Origin of the sequence: Flavobacterium geliluteum (genome assembly GCF_017948595.1) — a bacterium.
In the GTDB taxonomy this organism is placed as follows: Bacteria; Bacteroidota; Bacteroidia; order Flavobacteriales; family Flavobacteriaceae; genus Flavobacterium; species Flavobacterium flavipigmentatum.
On sequence record NZ_JAGFBV010000007.1, the window covers coordinates 74,789 to 96,788 of the forward strand.

The 22,000-nt window shown below is 33.2% G+C and carries 19 protein-coding genes; 8 read left to right on the forward strand and 11 right to left on the reverse strand.

Going from position 1 to position 22,000, the window contains the following annotated elements:
* Nucleotides 1-22 precede the first annotated feature (22 nt).
* The 9 genes from J3495_RS06115 to ychF form a co-directional block, all read right to left on the reverse strand.
* Nucleotides 23-1,678, reverse strand: a complete 1,656-nt coding sequence (locus J3495_RS06115; RefSeq protein WP_210665690.1) for a DUF262 domain-containing protein — start codon at nt 1,676-1,678, stop codon at nt 23-25.
* A complete protein-coding gene (locus J3495_RS06120) occupies nt 1,675-2,766 on the reverse strand; it encodes a hypothetical protein (protein ID WP_210665691.1) in 1,092 nt (363 codons plus the stop codon). The genes J3495_RS06115 and J3495_RS06120 overlap by 4 nt, the downstream gene beginning before the upstream one ends.
* Nucleotides 2,747-3,880 (reverse strand): AAA family ATPase, encoded by a 1,134-nt coding sequence (locus J3495_RS06125; RefSeq protein ID WP_210665692.1) that lies wholly within the window; start codon nt 3,878-3,880, stop codon nt 2,747-2,749. Before J3495_RS06125 ends, J3495_RS06120 begins: the two co-directional genes overlap by 20 nt.
* Before the next feature lie 185 nt (nt 3,881-4,065).
* The gene (locus J3495_RS06130; protein WP_210665693.1) at nt 4,066-5,940 is read right to left on the reverse strand and encodes a DNA topoisomerase IV subunit B; all 1,875 of its coding nucleotides are present in this window, start codon (nt 5,938-5,940) and stop codon (nt 4,066-4,068) included.
* Between the two features lie 163 nt (nt 5,941-6,103).
* Nucleotides 6,104-7,279, reverse strand: a complete 1,176-nt coding sequence (gene pncB / locus J3495_RS06135; RefSeq protein WP_210665694.1) for a nicotinate phosphoribosyltransferase — start codon at nt 7,277-7,279, stop codon at nt 6,104-6,106.
* Between the two features lie 92 nt (nt 7,280-7,371).
* Complete coding sequence (locus tag J3495_RS06140) at nt 7,372-8,349, reverse strand: transglutaminase domain-containing protein (RefSeq protein ID WP_210665695.1); 978 nt, start codon at nt 8,347-8,349, stop codon at nt 7,372-7,374.
* A gap of 3 nt (nt 8,350-8,352) precedes the next feature.
* A complete protein-coding gene (locus J3495_RS06145; protein ID WP_210665696.1) occupies nt 8,353-8,877 on the reverse strand; it encodes an NADPH-dependent FMN reductase in 525 nt (174 codons plus the stop codon).
* Complete coding sequence (locus J3495_RS06150; RefSeq protein WP_210665697.1) at nt 8,874-9,806, reverse strand: YihY/virulence factor BrkB family protein; 933 nt, start codon at nt 9,804-9,806, stop codon at nt 8,874-8,876. The genes J3495_RS06145 and J3495_RS06150 overlap by 4 nt, the downstream gene beginning before the upstream one ends.
* 337 nt (nt 9,807-10,143) lie before the next feature.
* The gene (gene ychF, locus J3495_RS06155; protein ID WP_210665698.1) at nt 10,144-11,238 is read right to left on the reverse strand and encodes a redox-regulated ATPase YchF; all 1,095 of its coding nucleotides are present in this window, start codon (nt 11,236-11,238) and stop codon (nt 10,144-10,146) included.
* Nucleotides 11,239-11,559: 321 nt separating this feature from the next.
* Here ychF and J3495_RS06160 point away from each other — a divergent pair, with 321 nt between their 5' ends.
* Both J3495_RS06160 and J3495_RS06165 read left to right on the forward strand, forming a co-directional pair.
* Nucleotides 11,560-14,214 carry a TonB-dependent receptor gene (locus tag J3495_RS06160; protein ID WP_210665699.1) on the forward strand — a complete coding sequence of 885 codons (2,655 nt, stop codon included), beginning with the start codon at nt 11,560-11,562 and terminating at the stop codon, nt 14,212-14,214.
* Between the two features lie 81 nt (nt 14,215-14,295).
* Nucleotides 14,296-15,048 carry a class I SAM-dependent DNA methyltransferase gene (locus J3495_RS06165; RefSeq protein WP_210665700.1) on the forward strand — a complete coding sequence of 251 codons (753 nt, stop codon included), beginning with the start codon at nt 14,296-14,298 and terminating at the stop codon, nt 15,046-15,048.
* Here the strand turns inward: J3495_RS06165 and J3495_RS06170 are convergent.
* Together J3495_RS06170 and J3495_RS06175 are read right to left on the reverse strand one after the other, a co-directional pair.
* On the reverse strand, nt 15,038-16,201 hold the full coding sequence (locus tag J3495_RS06170) for a hypothetical protein (protein ID WP_210665701.1): 1,164 nt from the start codon (nt 16,199-16,201) through the stop codon (nt 15,038-15,040). The two genes, J3495_RS06165 and J3495_RS06170, sit on opposite strands and share 11 nt — an antisense overlap.
* A gap of 188 nt (nt 16,202-16,389) precedes the next feature.
* Complete coding sequence (locus J3495_RS06175; RefSeq protein ID WP_210665702.1) at nt 16,390-16,737, reverse strand: 4Fe-4S dicluster domain-containing protein; 348 nt, start codon at nt 16,735-16,737, stop codon at nt 16,390-16,392.
* A 151-nt stretch (nt 16,738-16,888) separates the two neighbouring features.
* Here J3495_RS06175 and J3495_RS06180 point away from each other — a divergent pair, with 151 nt between their 5' ends.
* From J3495_RS06180 to J3495_RS06205, 6 genes are all read left to right on the forward strand, one after another.
* A complete protein-coding gene (locus J3495_RS06180; RefSeq protein ID WP_210665703.1) occupies nt 16,889-17,962 on the forward strand; it encodes an acyl-CoA reductase in 1,074 nt (357 codons plus the stop codon).
* A gap of 91 nt (nt 17,963-18,053) precedes the next feature.
* Nucleotides 18,054-19,124, forward strand: a complete 1,071-nt coding sequence (gene serC / locus J3495_RS06185; RefSeq protein WP_210665704.1) for a 3-phosphoserine/phosphohydroxythreonine transaminase — start codon at nt 18,054-18,056, stop codon at nt 19,122-19,124.
* A gap of 217 nt (nt 19,125-19,341) precedes the next feature.
* Entirely contained in the window at nt 19,342-20,292 is a 951-nt protein-coding gene (locus J3495_RS06190; protein ID WP_210665705.1) for a D-2-hydroxyacid dehydrogenase, read from the forward strand.
* A gap of 105 nt (nt 20,293-20,397) precedes the next feature.
* Nucleotides 20,398-20,955, forward strand: a complete 558-nt coding sequence (locus J3495_RS06195) for a DUF937 domain-containing protein (RefSeq protein ID WP_210665706.1) — start codon at nt 20,398-20,400, stop codon at nt 20,953-20,955.
* 207 nt (nt 20,956-21,162) lie between these two features.
* Complete coding sequence (locus J3495_RS06200) at nt 21,163-21,597, forward strand: DUF6146 family protein (protein WP_210665707.1); 435 nt, start codon at nt 21,163-21,165, stop codon at nt 21,595-21,597.
* A 50-nt stretch (nt 21,598-21,647) separates the two neighbouring features.
* The gene (locus J3495_RS06205) at nt 21,648-21,965 is read left to right on the forward strand and encodes a DUF6787 family protein (protein WP_210665708.1); all 318 of its coding nucleotides are present in this window, start codon (nt 21,648-21,650) and stop codon (nt 21,963-21,965) included.
* The last annotated feature ends 35 nt before the right edge of the window (nt 21,966-22,000 follow it).

Below are 22,000 nucleotides of genomic sequence, written 5' to 3' on the forward strand. Positions count from 1 at the left end.
TTTTAAGCTTGTCAATTATTTTTTAAAAAAAAGGAAACGGTTCATTATAATAAATTTCCAAACTTTCAACAAACGAACGTTCTGCTTTAACAATTAAACCTTTTCTAATTTCAAGAACTCCATTAATGTTTGCTTTTTCATATTCTTCACGCATCTCTTCATTAATAAAATATTCATTAAATTTTCCTTTATTTTCTTTTAAGAGCATAAATGAAAGGTCTTTTATAGCTTTTGAGAAATTATTTGTCGAATTATATTTTTCCACAACATAAATAGTATTCTCTGACGAATTTTGGTCTTTAAAAAGTTTATAACTTTTAACATTCGAAATATTATCTGCAATTAATGATTCCCCTTGTAAAATTTGGCTTTTATTAACTGAATAATTAGTCATAAATAAAGCAAGTGTTTTCTTTCTTACACTTCCCATTTCAATTTTATCCGGAAATTCTAGAGTTTCGAATTTATCGTTACTGTCATAAAAAATAGGGTTCTCATTTTCATTTAAAATAAAATCTTGAAATTTATTGTATGCTATTCGCTGTTTACTTAAATTATAAATCGTAAAATAATTAGAATAAGATGTAATCCAAAACCATTTTTTCAATTCATGAATTTGTTTTTTAGTAGGAAGATCAATTTTATTAAAAAAATCTGTTATAAAAATGACTTGATTATTGTATGGGATATATTTTGCATCTAATACGATCAATTCTTCAAATAAAAATTTTACTGCTTTTTCTATAGCCAAAAAAGTTTTTTCAGTTACAGGAATAAATTCAGGTTTATCAACTAAAACTTCAAGTTTTTTATTATTATTTTTTGAAATTTGATCGAAATATACACCTCCAAATGAATTTGTGATACATTGTAAAATCACTAATCTCTTTATATTCTGAAAATTATAATTCGTTAATTCATTTTCCAATAAATTATCAATTTTATCTCCCAATCTAAAATTAATATCTTTTCCCATTGCTCTTGCATTGATAACCCAGTCAGTAGTTATTGGTGCTCCAGTTGAATTTAATCTTTGAAAAATATCAATTGCTTCTGTAATTGATCCTCCATAAACATTAATGTTTGGTAATTCGTAATTTTGAAAAATTAAACTGATTTCCTCATACCTTTCAATATATTTAGAATTTATTTCCTCATCATCAAAAAGATTTTTTTGAAATTGAAAAAATTCTTTTCCATCTACTAATTTATATATTGGAATTTGAAAAAACTCTTTAAAATTTCTATTTATTTCAAATTGTTCTTCTTTTAAATTGTAGATAATATTAAACTCTTTTAGCCATTCTTTTTCATCTCTAATAATACCTTTTTGTTTAGCTTTATTAGGATGCAAAAGACAACCCAATAAAGTGGATAAACGCTGAAATCCATCTAAAATAAAAAAAGAATTAGATGATCTTTCAGGAATTGGATATGAACCCAATTTATCACCACTAAAATCATCGTAGAATTCTTCTTTCTCAAAAAAAGGTTGCCATAACAAAACTGAACCTATAGGATAACCTTTTTTTATACTATCAAATAAGTCAAGTTTTTTTTCATTTGTCCATACAAAATCTCTTTGAAAGGCAGGAACTTGTAATAATCCTTTTTCAAATTTATTTATATAACCTGAAATTTTGTCTTTATCAGCTTTTATTTCAATTTGTTCAATCATAATAAATCATAGATTTTTTGATGAATTTGTTCTAATTCGTTATCTCCATCTCTTTCATTCAAATTTCTTTTATTAACAATCTGTTTTTTAAACAATTTTGGAAATTCATTTTTAAACTCACCATTGTTGTTAAAACCTATAAAGTTAAATCCTTTGTCTAATCTTAAAAAATTAATATCAGTAATATTTAAATTAAAGAAACTTAGAATTTTAATGTCAATTTTTTTTCTATCACCATTGATTTCAAACTTAGCCTTTTTAGGAGGAAAACCATCTGGAATATTAATAAAATCCTTTTGTTCATTTTCCAAATTTAAGTAAGCGTCAATCCATTCAGCTATTTCAGCTTGCCTATTCAACTGACTTTTAATATTTCTAAAAACTTCATCAGGCATATAGTTCTCCATCATTCTTTTTTTAAGAATATGAATTTGATCATTTGAAACACCAAGATTATTAAGTTTTTCAATCAAACTACCATGCTTTGAAGGTTGATTAATAAATTCTCTATCGCTATCAATAATAATCAAACCTCTAAAATAATCAGAAACAGGTCTATCGTTTTTTATAGACAATCTATAAAACTGAGTTAAAAACATTTCTAAAAAATTAGGTATATTAGCACACCCTCCAGCATTTTCAAACTTCAACCAATTATTTTCAAGATGACTTTTAGCTTTATTAAGACCATTATGGAGACCAAAATGTTCTATAATCGAAATTATAAAAGCACTATCATTTTTATTATTTTCTAAAATAATTGATACAGGTTGGTTCAAAAAAACAATTGCCTCTTCTATATTAAAATTATTGTTTGACTTCTGATAAGTTATGCAATGATCTCTTTTAGCTTTATTTGGTTTTGACGTTATAAAATTATCAAACTCAGCATCTAAAAATTCTATTAATGACTTCTCTATTTTTGACAACAATTTAAAATTATCAAGATCTTTATTTTTTGCTGTATCTACAAATATGTTATATCTTGGATAGTCATTACTAGGAGACCAAGATAATATTTGAAATAGAAAATTCAAGCTTTTAAATTCAGCTTTTTGAAATGTATCTTTAGCTATTTCTACCCACATTTTTTATATCATTTATTTGGGCATTATAAATTGCTCGAGTCTCGATAGTTGTTTCGCTAAATATTCCATCTGGCCATTTTTCAACACCACCTCCATCATCAATTTTTATTGATTCTAATGTACTCTCGTTTAATTCTTCATTAAAATCAACATAATAAATAGCTAATTGATCCGCTTTTAATATACCTTCTGCTATCAGTCTTCGCATTCTTAAAACAAAATTTTGAGAATGTGTTTCTATTAAATAATTTTTATTATTATCCTCTAAGAAGGAATCAACAAATCTTTCAGCTAAATTGCCGTGAGCTGCAGGATGTAAATGCGTTTCTGGCTCTTCGATTATTATCAAAGTTGGTTCTAAATCTTCCATATAAGTGCGAACTATCAAAGGTAGTAATTGATGAATCCCTTGACCTGTTTGCTTTATATTAATAGAATTTAAAACAGAATTTGAAATAGCAATTTCGTACTTTGTTTCTGTAACAATTTTTGTTTCAATAACTTTTAATTGCCAATTCTCAAAATTATTTTTATACCAATTACTTACTTTATTAATTATCTGACTAGTGTTAATAAAATCATTTATAAGAATAGGATATGCATTTTGTCCTTTTATCCCTATTTTCTTATAATTATCATTTGAAAAAATATAATCTGATTCAGGCTCTGCTCTTATTGCACCTAAATAATCAATAATTAAATTTAAATTTTCTGTTTTTTTTCCATCTAATAAAAACCCTTTAAAATCAGAAGAAACATCAATATCGATATTATTTAACTTATATTCTAAAATACCATCTTCCTTATTAAGTGCAATATCAATTCGATCTTTTTGGTTAGAAACTGAAAATTCTATAAAACTTTTTTCATTTCTGTTATAAACCAAATCTTTAAAGTCTGTACCCAATTCAATTGAGTTAATACTATCTTCACCTATTTTATATTTCCAATTTATCGGCAAACCTTCTAAGCTATTTGAAATCAATACCGGCAACTTTAAAACAGCACTTTTTCCTGTATTATTTTTACCAATTAATATTGTAATTGGCTTTAATTCTAGTGTTTGCTTTTCCTTAAAAAGTTTATAATTCTTAAACGATATTTTATTTATCATTTTTTTGTTTTTATGATTATAAATTCAAATAGATTGTCTCTTACTCTTATTAATCTATTAAATTAAATTTTGAATTTCATCAATACTGTCGACGAAATTCGAAACTCCAAAATCCGCAACACTGTCGCGGATTTTTATATCTCAAAAACCCCAGTCAGTGACTGAGGTTTTCATAGTTTTATTTTTTAAATGGCAACATCCTCAACCGCATCCAATTCCACCTTCAAATTCTTGATAATAAACTCTTGCCTATCCGGAGTATTTTTCCCCATATAGAAAGACAACAATTGCTCGATCGAGGTATTTTTGTCCATCATAATGGGGTCTAATCGAATGGTTTCTCCAATGAAATTCTTGAACTCATCTGGCGAAATCTCTCCTAAACCTTTAAATCGGGTGATTTCTGGTTTTGGTTTTAATTTTTCGATGGCGTCTCTTCTTTCTTCTTCTGAATAACAATAAATGGTTTCTTTTTTATTTCGAACCCTGAAAAGTGGCGTTTGCAAAATATACAAATGCCCTTCTTTGATTAATTCTGGGAAGAATTGTAAAAAGAACGTAATCAACAGCAATCGAATGTGCATTCCATCGACATCGGCATCTGTTGCGATCACAATATTGTTGTAACGCAATTTTTCTAAACCGTCTTCGATATCCAGAGCGGCTTGCAGCAAATTGAATTCTTCGTTTTCATACACGATTTTTTTGCTCATTCCGTACGAATTCAAAGGCTTACCACGTAAACTAAAAACCGCTTGCGTATTAACATCACGTGACTTGGTAATCGATCCCGAAGCCGAATCTCCCTCGGTAATAAAGAGCGTGCTCTCTAAGTTTCTAGGATTTTTTGTATCTGGAAGATGCGCACGGCAATCTCTTAATTTTTTATTATGAAGGTTGGCTTTTTTAGCACGATCTGTCGCTAATTTTCTAATTCCTGATAATTCTTTACGTTCTCTTTCGGCCTGCAAAATTTTACGCAATAACGCTTCTGCCGTTGGAGGATTTTTATGCAAATAATTATCTAACTTGGTTTTAATAAAATCATTTACAAACGTACGAACAGAAACTGCCGGAGTTCCATCATCAGAACCCATATCCGTAGAACCCAGTTTGGTTTTGGTCTGAGACTCAAAAACGGGCTCCATCACCTTGATACTGATGGCACTCACAATCGACTTTCGAACATCTGAAGCTTCAAAGTTTTTGTTATAAAACTCTCTAATCGTTTTTACAATTGCTTCTCTATACGCTGCTAAATGCGTTCCTCCCTGAGTGGTATTCTGACCGTTGACAAATGAGTGATATTCTTCGCTGTATTGTGTTTTACTGTGTGTTAAAGCGATCTCGATATCGTGATCTTTCAAATGAATGATTGGATATTCCAGATCGTCTTCGCTAATTGTTTCTTCTAATAAATCTCTAAGACCATTCTCCGAAATGTATTTTTCGCCATTGAAAATAATCGTCAAACCATTGTTTAAGTAACAATAATTCTTCACCATTTTAATGACATATTCCATACGGAATTTGTAATTTTTGAAAATCGTTTCATCAGGCGTAAAAGTTACTTTTGTTCCTTTTCGCTTGGTTGTATCAATTATATCTTCTTCTAAAACCAGGTTTCCACCTGAAAATTCTGCCGCTTTTTGTTTGTCATCACGAACAGATTCTACGCGAAAATAGTTCGAAAGTGCGTTGACTGCTTTTGTTCCAACACCATTCAGACCTACCGATTTCTGGAAGGCTTTAGAATCGTATTTTCCACCTGTGTTCATTTTCGAGACTACATCAACGACTTTTCCTAACGGAATTCCACGTCCGTAATCACGAACCGAAACTGTTTTGTCTTTGATAGTCACCTCGATAGTTTTTCCGGAACCCATGACAAACTCATCGATACAGTTGTCTAAAACCTCTTTGAGAAGAATATAAATACCATCATCCGGCGAAGATCCATCACCTAATTTCCCGATATACATTCCGGGACGCATACGGATATGTTCTTTCCAATCGAGTGATCGAATATTATCTTCGTTATATTGATTTTGCTCTAGCATAAATGAAGTTTGGATTTTTGGCTAATGTACCATTTATAGTCAAAAAATGAAAGCGTATTTTTTTTTTTGTTATGATTAATAACAGCTTTTAATTCTATTTAAATTGATTTAAAAAAAATACTTGCGTCAAAAATATAAAAAATCAGCTTTCAAAAAAAAAATACTATTTGATACCAAGTACTTCTTTCGCCAAAGCAATCATTTCGGGCGTTCCTGTATTTTTATTTTTTTCATCAGAAAGTTTCACAACCCCTTGCCAATGGGCGTGATCAGATTTAACTTCTGTCAACTTAATAACCATATTCATCGACGGTAGGCCGACATCATTGGTAAAATTGGTTCCGATGCCGAAAGACATTTTAATTTTATCCTGACAAAAATTGGCTATAATTTTTACTTTTTCATAATTTAGTGAATCTGAAAAAACAATCATTTTTGATCGAGGGTCAATACCCATTTTGGTGTAATGCGCAATCACTTTTTGCGCAAACGCAATTGGATCTCCGCTGTCATGGCGAACACCATCAAAAAGTTTGGAGTATTTTTTATCAAATTGATCAAAAAAGATATCGGTCGTGTAAGTATCGGTTAAGGCAATTCCGAGATCACCTCCGTATACTTGTGTCCAATGTTCCAAACTGATTAAATTGGCCATTTTAAAGCCATACTGTGCCGCATGAAACATAAACCATTCGTGTGCATGCGTACCCAAAGGTCGCTTATTGTTTACCATTGCAAAATGTACATTACTTGTACCAATAAAACTTTGAGCGCCATAGGTGTGCAAAGTTTCGTTGACCAAAACATGAACATCATAAGAATGGCGACGTCTTGTTCCGAATTCTAAAATAGCAACTCCAAGCGCATTATAATTGTCAATCTTCTCTTTGGTTACATTTTTGATAGCTTCATCGTTTAAACGAATAAGAAGATTTGTTTTGTAAAAAAGCTCAGAAATCAAAGCCATTAACGGTACTTCCCACAAAATAGTGCGGTACCAAAAACCTTCAATTGTAACTTTTATTTCAGATCCCTCCTGAATAATTTGAACTTCTGTAGGATCGTAGCGATAACCCTGCAAAAAATCTAAATAAGTGGGATCTAAATACGGACAGTAATGTGATAAATAATGCTTTTCGTCTTTTTTCAATATCAAATTGGCCATTTCATCCACCGATTTTCGCAATAAATCTACAAATCCGGCTGGAAATTGATGTTTTCCCCGATTGATAAAAGCATAACGAACCCTTGCCTTAGGAAAAAGCTTTATTACGGCATGTTGCATCGTAAATTTATAGAAATCATTGTCTAAAATAGATTTCAGAAAAGTTGTTTCCATGATGGTGCTGCGTTACGGTTAAATCTGTAAAGCTTTTAATTATTAATAATTAAGGTCTTCAAAAAATATAAAAAACGGCAAAAAAACTACTCTTATTGCGGTATCATTTTAAAAGAAACAATACTGCTTTGATAATAAAAAAAAGTAATAAAGTTGCCTATATTTTTGTCATACGTCACCTCAAATTCTAAAGTCCCTTTTCTTTCTTTGGGACTTTCAATTTTAACTGGCTGGTTCTTTTTATTGAGATAAAAAAGGTTTTCCGGCTTTGTAATATTTTTGAATTTGAAGGTTATTTTATCGCCATATTTTGCCTCAATAATTCCGGATTTAGGCGCAATAATTTGATACTCTTTTTCGATCGTTTTATTATAAATTAATGGCCCGTTGAGAAAATCTTCCTTGCTCAATTTGTCTCCCAAAAAAGAACCTGAATCAGGAAAATGTTTGGTAAAAAAATAATCTGGAGCTGTATCAAAATAAACCGGCGAATAATCATTTACCATTTTACCTTTACTGCTATCGTAGTAGCCCTGTCCCCAGGTAACGTCAACTAATCTCCATTTTTTATCAATCAAAACGGTGTTCCAGGCGTGGTTGGAAGTGGTATTTTTTCGCCCAATATCACTTAAAGTCGTTTTGGAATCTCCACGAATAATTTCAGATTTCAACCCTGCCAATTCGGCTAAATGCTGATACAAAGCTGTAAAACCTTCGCAAACTGCTTTTCGGGAAGTAAATGTTTTTTGTACTAACTGATCATTAATCTGACGGATTTTCCTTTGCTTTTCGGCCTCATTAGAATAGCTAAAACCTTGAGTTCTTTGTGGCTTTAACAACGCTGCATAATCATACTTTATATTGAGCGCAACCCAGCTGTAAATCGCTCTCGCTTTGTCATAATCTGTCGTAAAATCTTTTGTGATTCTTTCTGCCAGATTTTCTGTGGTATTAAATTTTGAATATTTTAGAACTGTATTATCAATCGCATTGTATTTTTGAGAAAAAGATACATTTAGAAAAACAATATTCAGAACAAAAAATGCAAAAACAAGCTTTTTTATTATCATGGATTAAAAACTAGATTTAATACTATCAGTTAATTCTTTGTTTAGCTCAGCATTCGAAATTTTATTTTCATGTAAATCGAAATTGGCATTAAAAGCCGGTAACGAAAAAGTAGCTTTGATCTGCGCACCATACCTTGGAAAAGCATTATTGGCAATTTCTAAAACCGAAGCACCACCTCTTGGACCGGGAGAAGTCGCCAATAATAACATTGGTTTTTGCTGAAAAACTTCTTTCATTATTCTCGAACACCAGTCGAATATATTTTTGAAAGCCACTGAATAATTACCGTTATTTTCGGCCAGAGAAACAACCAGAATATCTGCTGTTTCGATTTTCTTCAAAAAAGCTTTTGCCAATTCATGCTGACCCACTTCTTTTTCCAGATCAACACTAAATAAGGGCATGGCGTAATTATTTAAATCTAAAACTTCGACTTCTGCATTTTCAAATAAACTTGCCGCATACGTTGCAAGATGTTTGTTAATCGACTGCTGGCTGTTACTTCCTCCAAAGGCTATTATTTTCATTTTTTGTGTTTTATGGGTTCACTTATTTCAAAAATTTCTTTTTTTATCTCTACCGAATACTCGTTGGGATAAATTTTACCACCGTAGGATTTTGCATATACTTTGGTAAATTCTGCCCCAAAATACAGAATTATTGCCGAATAATAGACCCAGACCAAAATAATTATTACCGAACCAGCCGCTCCATATAAAGAGGCAACGGTTGAACTGCCCAAATAAAAACCGATAGCAAATTTACCGATCATAAAAAGTACCGCAGTAACAATAGAACCTATAAAAGCATCTTTCCACCTTATTTTTCCGTCGGGTAATGTTCTGAAAATGATCGTAAACAGAAATGTAATACTCGCCAAAACAATAATCAAATTGACTACATAAAACAAATAAACGGTGCTTTCTGGAAAATATAGTTTTAATCGTGAACTTACGACATCAAGTGTGGTGTTTACAAAAAGACTCACCAACATCAAAAAACCAACTGAAGCGATCATCGAGAACGACATAAGGCGATTTTGTATGAATTTTTTAAGTCCTTTGTCGGGTTTAGCGCGCAAGCCCCAAATAAAATTGATAGAACTCTGGATTTCAGCAAAAACTCCCGAAGCCCCGATGAGCAGCATAATAACTCCGAATACGGTGGCAAAAACATTGTTGCCTGACAGTTCTACATTTTTTATAGCTTCCTGAATCTGAATTGCGGCTCCGTTACCTACCAAACCATTTATTTGTCCGTATAATTGTCCCGCCACGGCTTCTTCTCCAAAGAAAAATCCGCAGATTGTAATGATAATAATCAATAAAGGTGGTAACGCAAAAATGGTGTAATACGATAATGCTGCACTGAGTTTGATAGCATTATCATCATCAAATTCTAAAAAGGTATTCTTTAACAGAAACCATGTTTTTGCGAATATATTTTTTACTTTCAAGATTGCTCTGGTTTTTGGATATACGCTCAAATGTACGGATTAATAAGAATATAGATTTCCTGCTTTTTTTGTAAATTTTATATTTTTACCATGTTGTTTCTATCTACCCCAGATTGCAACGGAAAGCATTTTTTGTGAATGGCTATTTTTTGTGGCGATAAAAAAGCGACTGAAAGAAGCTCTTTTTATGCCCAACAAAAAAAGCAATTTGCGAAAAATCTTGGAGTGTAAAGCTGGATTGGGTTCTGAAAATTATTCTTTTGAAGAGATACTTTTTGAGCATAAAAAAACTGCTGAATTTCTTCAGCAGTCTACTTATTTATTTATTGGCAGAAATTTACACGTTGAAACGGAAGTGCATTACGTCTCCGTCTTTTACGATGTATTCTTTTCCTTCTACTTTGAATTTTCCAGCTTCTTTTGCTTTTGCTTCAGAGCCGTAATGAACGTAATCTTCGTATGAAATTACCTCTGCACGGATGAATCCTTTTTCGAAATCGGTGTGGATTACTCCTGCGGCTTGTGGCGCAGTTGCCCCGATGTTGATGGTCCAAGCGCGCACTTCTTTTACACCTGCCGTGAAATAAGTTTGTTGTTTTAAAAGTTTGTAAGCCGCACGAATTAAAACAGATGCCCCTGGTTCTGTCAATCCCATATCTTCTAGAAAAACCTGACGCTCTTCGTAGCTTTCTAGTTCTGTAATATCTGCCTCTGCTCCTACCGAAAGAATGATTACTTCGGCGTCTTCGTCTTTTACTAATTCGCGAACCTGATCTACATATTTGTTTCCGTTTACTGCCGAATTTTCATCAACATTACAAACGTACAATACTGGCTTTGAGGTAATCAACTGAAAAGCTTCCATAAGAACCTCTTCATCATTATTTTGAGGAATTATAGTTCTTGCCGATTTTGCCTGCAACAACGCTTCTCTAATTCTGTTTAGCAATGCCTCTTCTACCTGCGCTTCTTTATTACCTGTTTTGGCAGCGCGTTTTACTTTTTCAAGACGTTTTTCTACCGTTTCTAAATCTTTTAATTGTAGTTCGATATCAATCGTTTCTTTGTCACGAATTGGGTTTACATTTCCGTCTACGTGTACAATATTGTCATTATCAAAACATCTTAGCACGTGAATAATCGCGTTGCACTCTCTGATGTTTCCTAAAAACTGGTTTCCAAGACCTTCGCCTTTACTTGCTCCTTTTACCAAACCTGCAATATCTACGATATCTACGGTGGCCATTTGTACGCGCTCGGGTTTTACCAATTCTTCCAATTTATTGATTCTCGGATCTGGTACATTTACAACACCAATATTAGGTTCGATGGTACAAAACGGAAAGTTGGCACTTTGTGCTTTTGCGTTTGATAAACAATTAAATAATGTTGATTTTCCAACATTTGGCAATCCTACAATTCCTGCTTTCATCTGTAGTTACTATTTATTTTTATTTGATCCTGAGTGTCTCAGGGCTTACCATTACTGCTTCTGCCTTACTGTTTTAGGAGAAACTGTTACGGAAATATGTTTTGTTATTTCGAATTTTAAAATTCTGACAAAATGATATTTTTTTACTTTAAAATTTTGCAAATATAAGATTTATTAACTTGTAATATACCCAAAATTGCGGATTAATGTTTTTTTAAGGCAATTCCTAAAAAAAAACAAACTTATTACTAATCTTTTGTTAAAAACTACTACTTTTATCACAATAGATAACAAACCAATAACCAAAATTAAAAACAAAGTATGAAAAAAATTGCAGTATTATTATTTCTATTTAATGCCTTAATCGCCTTTGCTCAAAAGGAAGTTACGGGTGTAGTCAAAGACAATACGGGTAATCCCCTACCTGGTGTTAACATTGTTGAAAAAGGAACAACTAACGGTGTCACTACCGATATCGAAGGTTTTTATAAAATTAAAGTGCAGGAAGGTGCTTCATTAGTTTATAGTTATGTAGGATACAATACTATAACTAGATTGGCAAATGCTACAACAATTGATGTTTCATTATCAGAAGAAGGTGGTCAGAATCTTGATGAAGTGGTCGTAACCGGATCACGAACAGCAGCAAGAAGCAACACTACCACTGCATTACCAATTGATGTACTATCCTCTAAAGACCTGACCTCGACAGGACAAGCTTCCTTTGATAAAGCATTACAATACAAAATCCCTTCTTTTAATACCGTACAAACTCCTGTAAATGATGCTACATCATTATTAGACCCGTACGAAATTAGAAATATGGGGCCAAGCAGAACCTTGATCCTTATTAATGGTAAACGTAAAAATTTAAGTTCATTACTTTATGTGCAGACTTCTCCGGGACGTGGAGAAACAGGTGCCGATATTTCTGCTATTCCAACAGACGCTATCGAAAGAGTTGAGATTTTACGTGATGGTGCTTCTGCTCAATACGGTTCTGATGCGATTGCCGGAGTTATGAACATTATTTTAAAGAAAAACAGAACAGATAGTGCAGTAACTTTAAGAAGCGGAATTACTTCTGAAGGTGATGGCGAAATGCTGGGTGTGAGCTTAAATAGCGGTACAACAGTTGGAGAAAAAGGATTTTTGAATTATACTATCGATTTCTCTAAAGTAAATTTAGCCAACAGACCTGGTACTGTTGATGCAGAAGGTGAAGCCGGAGATTTTGGTGCCAACATCGCAGACGTTCAATCTTTTCTGGCGAGACATCCAGATGCCGGAAATATAAATGGTTCTCCAGAAACAGCTGCTGCTAAATTCTTGATTAATGGTGGAAGCCCAATTAGTGAAAACACTAATTTATACTATAATGCGGCGTATGTGTACAAAAAAGTAAATTCTTTTGCTAACTACAGAACTCCTTACTGGAGAGTTTTGGCAGACGAACCCTATCTTAATGACTTCTTTGGAAATGGTGATGCTGCAAATCCTTCTTATGACGGATATGTGCCTACTTTTGAAGGAGATTTAACTGACTACAACGGAACTTTAGGTTTTAAAAATGTAAAAAATGGCTGGAATACTGATGCGAGTGTAACCGTTGGTGGTAACAAACAATTGTATACTGTAAATAACTCTGTAAACAGATCGGACATTCTTGATGATAATAACGAAAATGTTTACAAAGAAAATAGCCCTATCTCTTTTAAACCAGGAGGAACAGCATTTAATCATATTGTGGGAAATATTGATATTTCTAAAATTTTATCCGATAAAATCAGTATTGGATTTGGTTCTGAATTTAGAAGTGAAAATTTCTCAGTAATTGAAGGTAATAAAGCATCTTGGGACGGTTTAGGAGCTGACTCTTTTGCTGGAAACAGACCGGAAAATTCTGGAAAATGGAACCGTTATAATGTAGGAGCTTATCTTGATATTGCTTTTGATGTTACAAAAGACTTTTTGATAAACGGAACCATTCGTCATGAAGAATATAGTGATTTTGGCGGAGCTACCGTTTGGAAATTAAGCTCAAGGTATAAATTTTTGGAAGACAAAATAACGTTGAGAGGTTCTGTATCTACTGGATTTAGAGCGCCAACTTTACACCAAATTTATACACAAAAATCTCAGTACTCTTTCGTAGCAGGACAAGGAATTCAGGTAAGCGGAATTATCAGTAATGTTTCTCCTCAGGCACGTCAATTAGGAATCCCTCAATTGGATGCTGAAAAATCAACAAACTTTACTGTTGGGATTGGAGCAAAACCTTTCGCAAACTTCAACTTTACTGTAGATTACTATAATATTAAAGTAGAAGACAGAATTGTATTAGGTGACAGACAAGATACTCAATTTGGAAATGTAGCATGGTTCTCTAACTCATTTGACTCTAGAACATCTGGTTTAGATGTTGTAGCCAGTTACAATAATATAGGTATCGGAGAAGGTAAATTAGGTTTTAACTTATCTGGTAATATTACTATTCAAAACGAAAGAATCTCTGATGTAACCAATAATTCATTTGGCCCAATTTTAGAATCTTTGACTTTTACATCAAGACCTGATACAAAATGGATTTTAGGAGCAAATTACGAAATTGGTAAATTTGGATTCTCTTTAAACAATACTTATTTCGGAAAAACAACTTTCAATCAGGATGGTTTAAATGCAAACTTAAAAACAGAATTTATTCCTAAAGTTGTTACAGATTTAGGTATTAATTTTAATGCTACAGAAAAACTTACATTCGCATTCAATGTAAACAACTTATTCAATATTTTACCTGAGTGGGAATTTAAATCTGAGAATGCCGCCGGAGATGCAATATTAGCTGATCCTGCGCAGACTAAAACACAATACAACCTGATAACATTCAACGGTCGTTATTCTCAAATGACTTATGATGGATTTCATTTCAGTCAATTAGGAACTATGTTTAATTTATCTTTAAACTATAAATTCTAATTTAGAATATTAAAATATTTAGAAAGGGCTATCATTTGATATGCCCTTTTTTTATAATTTTATAATTAAAAAACAATTGTTATGGCAAATTTATACGACGGAAAAATGGCTGCAATTTACGATGCAATGTATCAAACTTTTGTTGACTACGACCAAGAATATGCTTTTTACAATACTCTGATACAGGAAAATAATGCCTCCAGTATTTTAGAAATTGGCAGCGGCACCGGAAACCTTGCCAAAAGATTCGAACAAAACAAACAAAATTACCAAGGTCTCGATTATAGCGATGACATGATTGCCATTGCCAAAGAACGTAATAAAAATTGTTCTTTTATGCAAGGTGACATGCGCAATTTTCAACTCAAAAATCCGGTAGATGCTATCCTAATTACGGGAAGAAGCACCAGTTACCTCATTACCAATGCTGATGTCAATACTACTTTTGATGCCATTTTTAAGAATTTAACTAAAGATGGTGTTCTTATTTTTGATTTTATAGATGCCAATCGATTTATTCCTTTTACCAAAGAAAACCCTGTTATCACTCACGAAGCTGAATATAAAAACATCAATTACATAAGGGAAAGTCATTGGGATACCAACAATTCTCTGGAAAATTTTATGCTCGAATGGAACGCAGAATATTACACTATGTCAAATGGTAAAAAAGAAGTGATTGAAAATGATTTTTCGACAGTGCGTGTTTTTACTCTTAATGAAATTCAGCTTTTTCTCTATCTTAATAATTTCGAAATTATTAAAACTATCGACAGAAAAACGTACGCTTATGATACGTATGTTATTGTAGCAAGAAAAAAAATCACAACTTAAATTCCAGCGAATCAATAATTGCTTTTTCTTCGTCGGTTGCTGTAAATCCAGAAATATCCCAGTATTTTGTCAGCACTTTATTCTTTTTATTGAAAAGTGTTTTTTCTTTAAAAACATCACTTTCATTGTAAGTGAAGTTTTGCTTATTAAAATTGGTAGTAATAAAATTATTGCGAACCTGAATATTTTTTACTTTATCTTTTAGAACCAGATCATAGGCTATTTCTTCGTTAGAACTGAGCAAATAATAATCCTCACCATCAATTCTGTAAGTTACCTTAATTACCGATCTGGTAACATTTTTAGCACCTAGTTTCGTTTGTTCTTCAATTTGAATTAGATTGGCAGGCTTTATAATAATACTATATTCTACAATTAACTTTTTTATCGGATCATAAATAATCTCATACGTTTCAAGCGCCTTTTTAGATGTGTCCAACGGAGTCACAGACATGATATAATAGTCCTTATTATTTGGATGACCCGTTGTTGTAAACTCATATTCTTTCTTCGTTTTTGAATCTAAAAGAGGATCAAGATATTTTAAATTTGAATAATTTTCCATAATATTATTCAAATTATATCCCTTTAAATCGGCACTAACATCAGTTTCCAGCAATCCATAAGACCTGTTTTGCTCTACTAATAATGTGGTGGTTGATTTCTTTTTATTTCCTTCAAATTGAAAATTTACCAATCCGTCATTATAATAAGAATATTTATTATCCAGCATAAAAAACTCTCTTACATAGACTTTTAATCTGTACGAATTGGCAAGTTTCTGCCTTGAATTAGAAACAATTTTTTGAAGATTTTTTTCAGGATTCTCTTTTGAGACAACAATTTCTGCCAATTTATTGTTGTTACTTTTAAGATAAACGACAAACAAATCCGGTTTTAAAGATGCCCAGCGAAGCAACACTTTTTCGTAATTTGTTTCAGAGACCTCAATATTTGAACCTCCCGTTAACATAAAAGTTACTTTACCTTCTTGATTACTTATCAAAATTTGTTTTGTCTTTGCTATTACAACAGTCGCATTTTCTATAGGCAACTGAGTTTCTATATCTTTTATAACAATAGAATATTCTTTGCTTTGAGAAAAAACGGTAACATAAAAGAATATGAAAAATAAAACTATTAATCTCTTCATTGTTTATTGTGAAATTTATTTTTTATGAATTTACATCAAATTAACAAAAATAAAACGTTAAATATCAATACAATACACAACAAAACGCAAAAGAGCAAAAAAAAAGCAAAAAAAATCCTAAGTTTAACACTTAGGACTCTTTTTTTATGTAAGTTTTGAAATAAATTCAAAATTATTATGACTAACTGTTATCCATGTAAAAACGCCTGTCTGTTTAACAAGGTTTCTTCATCTTCTACGTGATTATCATCAGGTATACAACAATCAACAGGACATACAGCAGCACATTGCGGCTCATCATGAAAACCTTTACACTCAGTACATTTACCAGGAACGATGTAATACACTTCGTCAGAAATAGGCGTCTGCGCATCTTCTGCATCGACCTCAGTTCCGTCTGGCAAAATTACTTTTCCAGAAAGACTTGTTCCATCTTTATATCTCCAATCGTCAGCACCTTCATAAATTGCTGTATTTGGGCATTCTGGTTCACAAGCCCCGCAGTTTATGCATTCGTCAGTTATTATTATTGCCATTGTTTTTTAGTCTTAAAGTTAAAAGTCTTATTAGTTAAAAAGTCAAAAAAAAGCATTTCAATCTTTTGACCAGATGCCTTTTGACTTTCGACTTATTTATGCTTATTTTTGTGCAAAATTACAATCAAAACCTTTCATAAACAAATTACTTATGTTACAAAACGAAAAAAAACAATCTTTTATAGCACTAGGGCAATTTTTAAGTCAATTTTCTGAGCAAGGAAACACTAAAAACGAATTGGTTTCGGGTAATGATTTGTTTTTTGATGATTTTACACATTTAATTCAGCTTTCTCAATCTCACAACGGATGGTACACCCCTGAACAAGTGTATTTTGCTATACAATCTTGGGCTACAGCCTTGACCGAGGAAAACATTAACAAATGGCTAGCACCTTATTCTTCAAACGCTTCTCAGGACAATAAAAATATAAAAACGGTTGCTTTAATTCTGGCCGGAAATATTCCTTTGGTAGGCTTTCATGATTTCTTATCGGTTTTGATTACGGGAAATAAAACCTTAATCAAAACTTCTTCAAACGACCAGCATTTATTGCCTTTTTTGGCTAAATATTTAATTTTTATTGATGAAAGCCTGAAAGATAAAATCACTTTCGTGGAAGGAAAATTAGAAAATTTTGATACCGTAATTGCTACCGGAAGCAACAATACAGCACGCTATTTTGAATATTATTTTAAAGACAAACCTTCGATAATCAGAAAAAACAGAAACTCGGTTGCTGTTTTGAATGGAAAGGAAACTAAAGAAGATTTGGAAGCATTAGGCGAAGATATTTTTAGGTATTTTGGGTTAGGATGCCGCAATGTTTCGAAAATATTTGTCCCAAAAGGCTATCAATTTGATGCTTTTTTTGAAGCTATTTTTAAATATCAGGATGTTATTCATTACGAGAAATACGCTAACAATTACGATTATAATAAAGCGGTATTTTTAATGAGTAATTTTAAATTGCTCGACAATGGGTTTCTTACCATCAAAGAAGACACCAGTTACGCCTCTCCTATTTCGAGCGTTTTTTACGAATTTTACGAAAATATAGACGACCTACAAAAACGACTTCACGCTGATGCTGAGCAAATTCAGTGCATCGTGAGCAATAATCTCATTCAAAACAGTATTGCGTTTGGCGAAAGTCAAAAACCCCAATTATGGGATTACGCAGATAACGTAGATACTATAACGTTTTTGTTAACAACAAAGTAAAAATATGTTCAATTATTTCGAATAATTTATCGCTTTTTCAGCTCCTATTGCCGAAATTTGCGTTTTTAAAATTCGGACTATTAACTCTACCATGAAAAAACACAACTACAGCGCAGGACCAAGTATTTTACCACAAGAAGTTTTTGAAAAAGCATCAAAAGCAGTTCTAAATTTTAACGATTCCGGATTATCTATTCTGGAAATTTCGCACCGAAGCAAAGATTTTGTTGCGGTAATGGACGAAGCTCGATCGCTAGCCTTAGAATTATTAGGATTGGAAGGAAAAGGATATCAAGCCTTATTTTTGCAAGGTGGTGCAAGTACTGCCTTCCTGATGGCACCTTACAACCTGATGAAAGAAAACGGAAAAGCTGCTTATTTAGACTCTGGAACTTGGGCAACGGCCGCGATCAAAGAAGCGAAGCTTTTTGGAGAAACGGTTATCGTAGGCTCTTCTAAAGAAGAAAATTACAATCATATTCCGAAAGGATACTCAATACCAACTGATGCCGATTATTTTCACTGTACGAGCAACAATACTATTTTTGGAACTCAAATGAAAGAATTTCCCGCAACCAACATTCCTGTGGTTTGCGACATGAGTTCTGATATTTTTTCGCGCAATTTAGATTTCTCTAAATTTGATTTGATTTATGCCGGAGCTCAAAAAAATATGGGTCCTGCAGGAACTACTTTGGTGGTAATCAAAGAAGAAATTTTGGGTAAAAACGGAAGAACAATTCCAAGTATGTTGGATTATGCCAAACATATTAAAGCAGAAAGTATGTACAATACACCTCCTGTTTTTGCCGTTTATGTTTCGCTATTGACTTTGCAATGGATAAAAAGCAAAGGAGGCATTGCAGCTGTTGAAAAACTGAACGATGCAAAAGCCGCTTTATTATATGCAGAAATCGATAGAAACCCATTGTTTAAAGGAGCTGCAGCTGTTGAAGACCGTTCGAAAATGAATGTGACTTTCTTGCTCAACAACGAAGAACATACGGCTACTTTTGATGCTTTATGGAAAGAAGCGAATATCTCTGGATTGCCAGGACATCGTTCTGTGGGCGGTTACAGAGCTTCTATTTACAACGCTATGCCTATCGAAAGTGTTCAGGTATTGGTAGATGTAATGAAGGCTTTGGAAAGTAAAGTTTAATTGTGTATTCGGTTAATCGTTAATTTGATTAATTGTTGAATCGAAAATAGCAATTGAACACCGGATTTCTAGCCCCGATAGCAGTGGAAATCCTTTTGTACCGGGGTTCGGCACAAAAGATTGGAGCGGATAGCGGGATTAGCTCCTGAATCAAAAAAAAAAATCATAATATTGGTTCATCGGTTAAACGATTAACCAAATAAACAAATAAACTAAAATGAAAGTATTAGCCAATGACGGAATCTCTAAAAGTGGAATTCTAGCTTTAGAAAAAGGTGGATTTGAAGTGATAACGACAAAAGTAGCACAGGAACAAGTAGCTAATTTTGTGAATGAAAACAATGTAGACGTAGTTTTGGTGCGTAGTGCGACCAAGATTCGTAAAGATATTATTGATGCTTGCCCGGGGCTAAAAATTATTGGCCGTGGTGGTGTTGGTATGGACAATATTGATGTGGATTATGCCAAAAGCAAAGGAATTCATGTGATTAATACACCGGCATCTTCATCTGAATCGGTTGCCGAATTGGTGTTTGCACACTTGTTTTCTGGTGTTCGTTTTTTACATGACTCAAACAGAAATATGCCGTTAGAAGGTGATTCTAACTTTGATGGTTTGAAAAAAGCATACGCAAATGGTGTTGAATTAAGAGGTAAAACGTTAGGTATTGTGGGTATTGGCCGTATTGGTCAAGCTACTGCAAAAATGGCGCTTGGTTTGGGTATGAAAGTAATTGCAGCAGATAGTTTTATTCCGTCTGTAGATGTAACGGTAACGTTTTTTGATGGTCAATCTATCACGACAACGATTGTTTCGCAATCATTAGAATCATTGTTTAAAGAGGCAGATTTTATTACACTACACGTTCCGGCACAAAATGGTTACATTGTTGACGAAGCGGCTTTGGCTACTATGAAAGACGGTGTGGGTATTGTAAACTGTGCTCGTGGAGGCGTTATTGATGAAGTGGCTTTGATAAAAGCATTGGACTCTGGAAAAGTGGCTTTTGCAGGATTGGACGTTTTTGAAAGCGAACCAAAACCGGAAATGACGATCCTTATGCACCCAAAAATTTCGTTGACTCCACACATCGGAGCCGCAACCGGAGAAGCACAAGACAGAATCGGAACTGAATTAGCCTCACAAATTATCACATTATTAAGCTAATCAGGATTATATATTATATTAAGAAAAAGGGATTTATTACAATTGTAATAAATCCCTTTCTTTTTTTTACTAAATTTGATACTTGTAACCAAAAATCTAAAAAAAATGTTTGAGCAATTATCACAATTAGTACAACAATACGGCGGTGATGCTGTCGTAAAAAACAATGCTGTTCCTAATGAGCAAAACGAAGATGTAATGAAGGAAGCAAGCAGTTCTATTTTTTCAGGTCTGAAAAAAATTGCTGCTGAAGGTGGCACCGAGCAATTGGCCGGCTTGTTTCAAGGAAAATCTATTGACAGTTCTAATCCCGTTGTCAAACAACTCACAGAACAATTGACTGGAAGTCTGGGACAAAAGTTTGGTTTGAGTAGCGAAACTTCTTCTGGAGTTGCGGCAAGTATGATTCCGCAAGTATTAAGTGCCTTAGTCAACAAAGCAAAAGATCCTAATGACAGTAGTTTTCAAATTTCGGACATTATTAGTGCTATTTCTGGAAATAGCGGTCAAGCCTCCAGCATCATGGACACGATTTCTAAATACGGAATGCAATTTGGCCTGGATCAAAACGGAGACGGAAAAGTAGATCTAGGCGACGCATCTGCTCTTGCCTCTAGCAAAGGCGGAATTGGTGGTTTACTTGGTAAATTATTTGGAAAATAGGTTTTTTGAAGGCGCTGAGATGCTGAGGTTCTAAGTTAAAAAAGCTGTTTACTTTGTCGTAAATGGCTTTTTTTTGTGGAGTTACAAAGGCTCAAAGATGCAGAGGTGCAGAGGTTGAGATAGTGAGAGACTCCACCAACAAACAACTGATAACAAGCATCCAAAACCAGTTTTTTTTCGTACTTTTAAGTTCAAAATTTCAGGAATATGAAAAATTGCATTTACATACTGCTTGTTTTATTGGTGATTATTGCCTGCTCGACACCGCAAAAAACACTTGATGGTACTACAAAACAGAAGCTCGCCATAAATGATACGGTGCGCATTGCCAATGATTCTCTGGAATATGAAGTTATTATTATCGATAACGGATTTAGCAGCTGGCTCGCCTCCAGAGCTCAGCCTCGTAATTACTATTCGCTGTCGTATCTCGAAACCAAGAATCAGTTTTATGTTTTAGAATGGAATAATCGGGTCATGCAGCCACAACGCTACAATCCTAATTTGTATGAAATGACGATTGATTACAGGCCCAATATTCGCTACGGATACGAAGTAAATTACCTGATTTACAACTATATGATTTATTTTCAGAATACCTACCAACAAAATCTTGGCGGAGGTTATATTCCTATCAGATAATTTTAGTCCTTAAATTTAGATTACTATATTTGTAATCATTACAAATAAAAATGAATCGACTAAAGAAACGTTGGGGCATTACCTCAAATTTACAACTTGCCATAATATTTATTGTATTTGCCATCACCGGATCGGCATCTGCATGGTTGTCTAAACCTTTTTGCGCATGGTTGGGCATTACCAAAGCAGATTTTGGAGGCTGGTTTACTTTAATTCGATTACTTATCATCTTCCCTATTTATCAGGTTTTATTAGTGGCTATAGGTACTATTTTTGGGCAATTTCGCTTTTTTTGGACTTTCGAAAAAAAGATGCTCAAAAACATGGGACTTGGTTTTTTGTTTAAAAATGATCAGCCCAACAGCTAAATATGTTTTTTATAGTGTATCAAAAAATAAAATAT